The sequence below is a fragment of the Acidimicrobiia bacterium genome, from assembly GCA_016650365.1.
GTDB lineage: Bacteria > Actinomycetota > Acidimicrobiia > Spongiisociales > JAENVV01 > JAENVV01.
Window position 1 is genome coordinate 1 of sequence record JAENVV010000112.1, and the last position, 7483, is coordinate 7483.

The following is a 7483-nucleotide window of genomic DNA, read 5'->3' on the forward strand; positions in this document are numbered from 1 at the left end:
ACTGGCCCTTCCGTTCGTGTTTAGGGCGATGGGCCATGATGCCGACCGGGAGCGGATCTCGATCGTGGAATGCGGCGGCAAGTCGAACATTGTGCTCGCCGCCCGGATTGCCAAAGCCGTCGGCGTCCCGTTTGTTGCCCTTCACGATCGTGACGCTCCGGCCGGCAAGAAGCCGAACGAGGGCGAGCGCCACTTGAACATGTTGATCGGTGAGATCGCCGGTGAGGATGGCAGGGTCGAAATGGTCCCTGACTTCGAAGGCATCTCCGGTTTGCGAGGGCATCGCAACAAACCCGAACGCGCCTGGGAACGTTTCAGCAAGCTAACCGCCGATGAGATCCCCGCTCCACTCGCTCACACCGTCGAGCGTGCCGTGAAACTGGCGAGTCGCTCGTCCTAGACGGTTACGAACCCCGATTCTCAGCTCGCAGGTCTAGACCCGACTACCAGCGCCACGGGGAGTCCCCACATCGACAATCGCTGGTCGACTTCAATCCTGAACCCGGCCTCAGTCAAGGCTTGGCCGACCCGGATCGGTCGACAATCCAAGAGTTTCGGGAAGGCCGAGTGACCCCATTCGTATCCTCGCTGCATCAGAGGCGCTGGATCTTCTTTCCGTAACGACACCACAGTGATCCGCCCGCCCGGCCTGAGAATCCGGTACGTCTCGGCTACTACTACCGCGATCTGGGGAGTGTCGAACAACTCCAAAGTGAAGCTCATGAACACCGCATCAAAAGGGCCGTCATCAAACGGCAGCCGGCCCCCATCACCCTGGACGACAACTCCCACGGTCTGGCTATCAACCGATAGTCGGCGGTGAGCCAGCCGACACATTTTCGAAGAAAGGTCGATCCCCACAGCGACTCCGTCCGGGCCGGCCATCCTCCCGAAATCGGCAAGGATGTAGCCGGGGCCGCTCCCGATTTCGAGCACGCTCTCCCCTGGCCCAACGTGCAAAGCAGCGACACCGGCCGAGCGAACCCGTCGCTCCCAGATCCCTTCGAGGGGCTCGTAGAACCGGGCAATCCGATCGTAGTTCGCCTGGGTTTCAGCCTGAGTCGTCAAGACTCTGGCAACGTTTCGTGCATCGTCCGACCGCCTTGCGACATGAGAGCGTGCCATGTGCCGAGTCCGATTCCGGAGCTTCGTTAGCGTTCTCATCGTCCTCACGGTCGGTGTCTGGCTAGTGCAGTGGCGGAGGCCGGCGGTCCCACCAGGGTTGGGCGGCCTGAAGTTGAGAAGCAAGCCGGAAGAGGGTCGCCTCGTCTCCCCAGCGGCCGACGAACTGAACTCCAATCGGCAGGTTGTCGGCATTCCAATGGAGGGGCACCGACATCGCCGGCTGCCCGGTCATATTGAACAGCATGGTGTTCGGAACAGGAGCCATATTTTCGCCGGCCACCTCCTCTAGGGCGCGGTCGAGCAGTTTGCGGACCGGTACCCGGACGAGCACTTTCATCTGGCGAATCTGGGATTCGGTCGGAGCCAGTTCACCAATCTTCACGGGCGGCCTCGCCAACGTCGGGGTGATGATGACATCGTGATCGCGCCAGGCCGTCTGGACCCGACGGGACTCAGAATGCATGAAGCCAACCTCAGCTGCGAGATCGGCGGCCGACAGCCTCCGGCCGATCACAGCCAGCAACCAGGTCGTAAGTTCGAAGTGATCGAGGTGGAGCTTCTTGCCCGTCGCCAATTGCATGGTTTCGAGATCACCGGCAAGCGAAGCAGCCCAGATCCGCACGAAGGTGGAAGGCATCCGGGCCCGGTCGAACGGAATTGTCACTTCCTCGACACGATGCCCGAGACCCTCGAGGAGGGCGACCGCCTTTTCGACGGCTTCCACACAGTCGGGGTGGGTGTCGGTGCCAAACAGGGCCTGGTTGGTAAAACCGATGCGAAGCTGGCCGGGATCGACATCTAGTTCATCAACGTACGGACGATCGGGTTCTCGGATCTGGTACGGAGCGCCGTGATCATGGCCCCTGGCCACGTCGAGCAGCAATGCGCTATCCCTGACCGACCGGGTTATGGCGTGGGTTTGAGTGAGGCCGAAACCAGGATCGCCGACCGCCGGACCATGCGGAACCCGGCCGCGCGTTGGCTTCATTCCGAACAGTCCACAGGCCGAGGCGGGTATCCGGATGGAACCTCCCCCATCGCTGGCGTGAGCAGCCGGCACATACCCGGCCGCCACGGCCGCCGCTGCCCCACCACTGGAGCCACCCGGGGTCCGGGTGATATCCCACGGGTTGAGGGTAGGGCCATGGAGTTCGGGTTCGGTGACAGCGACCAGGCCAAACTCCGGCGTGTTTGTCTTGCCGAAGATGACGAGTCCTGCTTGTTTGTACCGGGCGACGATCTCGCTGTCGTAGTCAGGAATGAACCCCATGAGGTACCGCGAGCCACCCGTCATCGGCACGCCCGCCAGCGCCGACCCGAGATCCTTGAGCAAGAACGGCACACCCGCCAGTGGCCCTTCCGGGATCGGCCCGTCAACATATTCCATGGCCCGCTCGTAGATCTTGTGGACCACGGCATTGATCGTTGCGTTGGATCGTTCAACCGAGGCAATAGCCGCCTCTAGCAATTCGCGGGGATGTGCCTGTCCGGTCCGCACCAGGTCGGACAGTCCGGTGGCATCGTGCTTTTCGTACTCTGCGTGCGCGGTCATAGGAGAAAACTACCGGAGCGACGCGCCTCGGCGGGTCCCTGAACCAGGTATAAATCGACTCTGGCTTCGGACTCAAGTACCAACCGGCCATCGATCAATAAATCATGATGTTCTTAGTATGACCTGTCGAAACACTCATCGACCATGACGAGCTTGACCCATCGACCACCAAGTGAGGACCGATGAACAAAACCCGGGGACTATTCGCCATGGTTGTCCTTGTCATCGCGGCATGTGGTGCATCCGCAGACGATCTCGTCGAGTCGTCTGACTCAACAACACCGACAACGTCGACCGCCACCCCGTCCAACAGGGCCCCGAACGAGGCCTGGTTGAACGCCTGGATCATCAACGACTCGGGTGAGACGGCCGGGGTAATCGGCTCCGACGTAGAGGTCAATGTGCAATCGGCAGAGATCGTCGAGGTCGATGGGGCAGCATTCATGGCGGTATCCGCCACCGGTATCCCCAACTACACCCACACCATCACCAACCAAGACGAGACGTTTCTCACCAGTAGACGATCGAGCGACTTCACGGGAGATGGCCTCATCATTTCGGCAGGCGATGAGGTGGCATTCGGAGAAGACATCGGATACAACAGCACCGGGTGCACCAGCACCGATGGAACAGGCTTCGGCTACTGGCCTCCCGGCCCCGCTTGCCCGACCGAGCAGTCCTACGACGTCCTGTTTCCACTTAGCCCGGTCCTCGCAGACGGAGGTAACACCTCAACCGGCCTCGGCATGATCGGCCTGTGGGTGAACGGGGTAGCCATCTTCGGATGGGGTGACGGCCAGTCGTACAACAACGAGCGCGTATGGGAGAACCTGGCTCCGGTCGCCGAGTCATACGACCTTGACATATGCCCCGGACACTCGGCGATGGGGACCTATCACCATCACTCATATCCGACGTGCCTGGCCGACCAGTTGGGCGACACGGGCGATTCTCACTCGCCCATCTACGGGTTCGCCTCTGATGGATTCCCCATCTACGGCCCATGGGTGGCTGACGGAGTTCTCGCTCGCAGTTCCTGGACCGTGCGTGACTACGAAGACCCGACGTCCTCAACCGGATGCGGGGAGGCGGGCATCCGGTCCTGCCTTCTCCTCGACCAGACAGATCCGGCCGCCGGCACCGTCGCCACTTCGTCGATCGGTCCGACTACCAGCGACACGGTGACGTCCATGTCCAACAATGTGTTCCAGGCCACCGCCGGCTATTTCCTCCAGGACTATTACTACGAATCGGGCCTGAACGACGGCACCCTCGAAGCCCTCGACCAGTTCAACGGACACGACCACGACGGGTTGGGCTACCACTATCACGTAACCCTGGCCGTCGAAGGCGACCAACTCGTCGATGCGTTTCCCTATTACGTTGGTATCGAGTTCGCGGGAGTTGTCGGTGATTCTTTTGCGGCTGCTGAGCCGGTGAATCCCGGTGGTCAAGCGCCGGTCGCGCCGGACCTGAGCGGAGTCGCTTCGGCTCTCGGTGTTACGGTAGAAAAACTCGAGCGAGCTCTCGGGGAACCACCTCCCGACCTGGCGGCCGCCGCCGCTGAACTCGGAATCACCGAAAAGGAACTTATGGAAGCTCTCGCACAGTCCGGACTCGGACCGCCGCCCTAAGGCATTGTCCCGAAGCTCAGAGCCGTCAGAACAGCGGAGTCCACCACTCACGGTCGGCAACCGTCAACGCCCACAGCTCGTCGGCGCGGTCCGTTTCAAGTGACATCTCGGGTGAGTCCGAATCCGGACTTATTTTGGGGTGTTCTGCGAGCAACCGCGCCAGCGCCGCGTCGGAGTCGACGAACCCTGTCAGTTCCGGATACGCAAACCACCGATCGGTAAAGACCTGTCTTTGAGTGCTGTTCATACTCGCCCAAAACTCAGGAGTGACCGAGCCGGACTCGCGGCTCACCAGAGGAACGCCCCGGAGCCAGGCGTGCTCAAAAGCGAACTCGACCCAGAGATTGGCCACGAGCGCTCGAGAATCGAACCTAACCTCCCAGTGCTCGGATCTGCCATTCTCGTCCACCGCGGAGGTTGAAATGTGTACCGGGTGGGCGTGGGGATCGACCTCGGCGATAAGCGCTTGAGCCTGGCCCAACGCATCGGCCGCAGTGATCCGACCAGCCAGCACCGCCACTTCGCGCTCAAACCAACGCCCAAGTGGTTCGTGGTGGTTAACGCGTAGCCGACCAAATATCCGCATACGCAGATGGTAATTGACGAATTACCCCGACGAGGGTCAGCCGAGGGCAGACTTGAACCGCGTCAAGACATCCTCGCAGCGTCGCCGGTCATGGCTTTCCGCAAGGTCGACGATTGACATCCAGCCCACCTCCCACCGCGAACCCCACCGCGGTGACGGGTCGACTGGCTGCGAACGTGAGCAACCCGATCGTCGCAAACCAGAACAAGACCAACACGCCCGTCACCAGGACCGGAGAATCCGGGTCACCGAAGTCGCCTCCAATGGCCAGAGAGGGCCATCAGGACCACGAACGCCAGGACGATGAGCGCAAACCCCCACAGAGCACGCAACCCGATTGCGAAAGATCACGCTGTTCACCCTATCCAACGACGCCCAGCTTCGGTTCGGTCCGCTGTCAGCTGGCGGCTGGTGGGAAAGCTTCCGATAGAAGCCCGGCGAGACGCTGGCGATCGTCAAAGCTGTACCTGCCTGGCCGCTCAAGGGCGTACCGCAAGGTTCTCGGACTGTGGACGACAAAGGCGCCAGGCCCAAATGGCGGTCTGGTTTCAAAGGTGCCCTCAACGAAACAGAGCACACCAGCAACCCGCGTATCTGGCTCCGAACGTAGAGCTTGTTCGATCATCGTCACCTGTCGCAGGATCCCTTCTCCCAGACGCGTTTGATCCCGCCCGTTGACCCGAAGGTGACCTGCCGACCAGGCGATCTTCCCCTTATAGCGTTTCGCATCGATGACGAACACGCCGCTAGGCACGACCAATATATGGTCAATGTTCGCCTTCGAAGCAGGAACGGCGCGATCGTGAAGCACCCAGGCATGAGGAATCCGATCAAGGACCAGACCAAGACGTTCCTCGCCGACCGATCCCTTCAGCCAGGCCTCAACGTGTTGCGGCTCTCCCGCCACCCGCCGCAACATGGCGCCAATCCGCGGGTACTGCGCTGAGATGGCGTCGCCACCGTACGGGCTGCGCCGCTCGTACTCGGCCCGGGCAGATGCCCCGGCAATTCCCCGGTCCACGACAGGACCGGCAAATGGATCGGCGGCACCACCTGCAAAAGCTGGCGAATCCACACATCCAACGCACGTTGCCGACTTCGTTGTGCGATCCCAAACAGCTTCCGAGCCAGGACCCAGCAGAGCTTCGCATCGCCGACAGTTGGCCGAGTAGCGAAGGCGGATCGTGCTCATCCGCTAGCTATCGGCTGACAAGCTCAGTTGGTTGAGTCACCAGCTGGCGAAAACGAAGCCACGGAACCGGGGGCGACCAGGGACGGGAACTCGTCTTCGAGAAGTTGCAGGAAGATGTAATCGTCGCCCCGGTCGATGGCGGCGAACACGAACGCCGAACTGTCGGGGGCCCACACACTCATGCTGCGGGCGTACTGTCCCCAGAAGATGAGATAACGGTTGAAAAAGGTGCCAGTTGGCACCGCCCGGAAATAGTCCTTTACGGTCCCGCTATTCCACACTCGTAGGACGATGCCGGCGTCTTCGATTCCGAATACCAGAATCTTGCGGCTGTCTGGACTCCATTGCCAGGCAAACACCAACCCGACCTCGAGAGATTTCCGTTCGCCAGTTGCCAGGTCTACGACGAACATGTCGGTTTCAGTTCCCGACCGGCCAGACGTATAGGCAATCTCGGTGCCATCCGGCGACAGCGAGAAACCGTTCATGCCCATACCCTCGGCGAGGACGGTTACTTCGTCGGTCGCCACGTTCTGCATGACGAGCTCGTCTCTATTCGCCTGGGCAGCCAGAAATCCCCCAAGACCGGCGGTCTGAATGATGACCGGTCGGATGTAGATGATCGATTTTCCATCCGGCGTCCACTGGGGTGCCTCGAACGTGCCAGTCTCGGTATCGATCGGCGTGCGCTGTCCGCTCGCCACATCAACGAGCTCGATGATCGAACCGTTCAGATGCGTGACGAGGGTTTTCCCATCCGGCGACCACACAAAGTAGAACGAGCCGGCCGAGTGTCTCTGAGTCACCTGCCCGTCGCCGAGATCGATGATGGCCAAGGCCGTTCCCTCTCCTCCAGCTCCGAGAACTCCCAACGCCCCACTGTCCGGGCGCCACTGAATGTAAAAAACCTGGAAAGGCGTGCCGTACTCCGTGGACGATCCATCGGTAACAGAGCTGACAACCACCGACGCAGTTCCGTCGGCTACCACCCGCGACCAGGCGACCGACTTTCCGTCGGGCGACCAGGTCGGCTGGGAGCCAACCTCTCCCTGAGAATCCCCCAGTGGCAGCGCGACCAGATCAGACCCGATCACCAACACAGACTGACGTCGATCGGCGTTGATAACCAGTCGGCCCGGCAACTGTTCCAGTTCTGCGGTGGACAGCCCAATGGGTGGTATCTGCTCCCCTGCCGCTCCAATAGTGGTGGTGGTACTCGGGGGCCCCACCTGGGGTTCCGGAGATGGATTCGACGTGGTCGTCGTCGGCCTCCCGGCTGTGGTGCAAGCGGACAGGACCAGAAGTAGTCCGACAAATAGAGTCGCGACTCGAATGAGGCGTTTCTTGAAAGGATCGATCACCGGGCTGACTGTACCCGGCCCGCATGGCAATGC

At 61.2% G+C, this 7483-nt stretch carries 7 protein-coding genes; 2 read left to right on the plus strand and 5 right to left on the minus strand.

Annotated features, from left to right (window positions below; translation table 11 throughout):
• Positions 1–400: hypothetical protein (locus JJE47_06735; protein ID MBK5267119.1), on the plus strand; the 400-nt coding region annotated here is incomplete at its 5' end.
• A gap of 20 nt (positions 401–420) precedes the next feature.
• Here the strand turns inward: JJE47_06735 and JJE47_06740 are convergent.
• Complete coding sequence (locus JJE47_06740; protein MBK5267120.1) at positions 421–1125, minus strand: methyltransferase domain-containing protein; 705 nt, start codon at positions 1123–1125, stop codon at positions 421–423.
• Positions 1126–1186: 61 nt separating this feature from the next.
• A complete protein-coding gene (locus JJE47_06745) occupies positions 1187–2677 on the minus strand; it encodes an amidase (GenBank protein ID MBK5267121.1) in 1491 nt (496 codons plus the stop codon).
• A 182-nt stretch (positions 2678–2859) separates the two neighbouring features.
• Between JJE47_06745 and JJE47_06750 the strand changes: the two genes are divergently transcribed.
• Complete coding sequence (locus tag JJE47_06750) at positions 2860–4311, plus strand: YHYH protein (protein ID MBK5267122.1); 1452 nt, start codon at positions 2860–2862, stop codon at positions 4309–4311.
• Positions 4312–4336: 25 nt separating this feature from the next.
• On the opposite strand, the gene JJE47_06755 is transcribed toward JJE47_06750, so the two are convergent.
• The 3 genes from JJE47_06755 to JJE47_06765 all read right to left on the minus strand — a co-directional run bounded on the left by JJE47_06755 (position 4337) and on the right by JJE47_06765 (position 7450).
• The gene (locus JJE47_06755) at positions 4337–4897 is read right to left on the minus strand and encodes a hypothetical protein (GenBank protein ID MBK5267123.1); all 561 of its coding nucleotides are present in this window, start codon (positions 4895–4897) and stop codon (positions 4337–4339) included.
• Between the two features lie 397 nt (positions 4898–5294).
• Entirely contained in the window at positions 5295–5972 is a 678-nt protein-coding gene (locus tag JJE47_06760; GenBank protein ID MBK5267124.1) for an NERD domain-containing protein, read from the minus strand.
• Positions 5973–6112: 140 nt separating this feature from the next.
• Positions 6113–7450 (minus strand): PD40 domain-containing protein, encoded by a 1338-nt coding sequence (locus JJE47_06765; GenBank protein MBK5267125.1) that lies wholly within the window; start codon positions 7448–7450, stop codon positions 6113–6115.
• Positions 7451–7483: the final 33 nt, after the last annotated feature.

Coding starts and splice junctions, on each gene's coding strand:
- JJE47_06740 (MBK5267120.1), bottom strand. CDS start 1,125: ATGGCACGCTCTCATGTCGCAAGGCGGTCGGACGATGCACGAAACGTT.
- JJE47_06745 (MBK5267121.1), bottom strand. CDS start 2,677: ATGACCGCGCACGCAGAGTACGAAAAGCACGATGCCACCGGACTGTCC.
- JJE47_06750 (MBK5267122.1), top strand. CDS start 2,860: ATGAACAAAACCCGGGGACTATTCGCCATGGTTGTCCTTGTCATCGCG.
- JJE47_06755 (MBK5267123.1), bottom strand. CDS start 4,897: ATGCGGATATTTGGTCGGCTACGCGTTAACCACCACGAACCACTTGGG.